Source organism: Robiginitalea sediminis, from assembly GCF_002198115.1.
In the GTDB taxonomy this organism is placed as follows: Bacteria; Bacteroidota; Bacteroidia; order Flavobacteriales; family Flavobacteriaceae; genus Robiginitalea; species Robiginitalea sediminis.
In genome coordinates this window covers 1,433,793-1,434,680 of record NZ_NGNR01000001.1, presented here as the reverse complement: position 1 = coordinate 1,434,680, position 888 = coordinate 1,433,793, and positions in this window count along the sequence as shown.

Sequence of the window (888 nt, the reverse complement as noted above, 5' to 3'; positions counted from 1 at the left end):
TGACAAGGGTGATACCGGCGAGACCGGAGCTCAAGGACCCCAGGGCGAGCAAGGCCCTAAAGGTGACAAAGGAGATACCGGAGAAACCGGAGCCCAAGGCCCGCAGGGAGAACAAGGACCCAAAGGAGATAAAGGAGACACTGGCGAGACCGGTGCCCAGGGCCCGCAAGGCGAACAAGGACCCAAAGGTGACAAAGGAGACAAGGGTGACACCGGTGAGACTGGAGCCCAAGGACCCCAAGGGGAAACTGGCCCGCAGGGACCCCAAGGTGAAACTGGCCCGCAAGGACCCCAAGGCGAAACTGGCGCCCAGGGCCCTCAAGGCGAACAAGGTCCCAAAGGCGACAAAGGNGCCCAGGGACCCCAAGGTGAAACTGGACCGCAAGGACCCCAGGGTGAGCAAGGACCCAAGGGAGATAAGGGTGATACCGGGGAAACCGGAGCTCAAGGCCCCCAAGGGGAACAAGGCCCCAAAGGGGACAAGGGTGACACCGGAGAAACAGGTGCCCAGGGTCCTCAAGGAGAACAAGGCCCCAAAGGTGACAAGGGTGATACCGGCGAGACCGGAGCTCAAGGACCCCAGGGCGAGCAAGGCCCTAAAGGTGACAAAGGAGATACCGGAGAAACCGGTGCCCAAGGCCCGCAAGGCGAACAAGGTCCTAAAGGTGACAAAGGAGATACCGGAGAAACCGGAGCCCAAGGCCCGCAAGGCGAACAAGGTCCCAAAGGCGACAAAGGCGACACCGGGGATACCGGTGCCCAAGGACCCCAAGGAGAACAAGGCCCCAAAGGTGACAAGGGTGATACCGGCGAGACCGGAGCTCAAGGACCCCAGGGCGAGCAAGGCCCTAAAGGTGACAAAGGAGATACCGGAGAAACCGGAGCCCA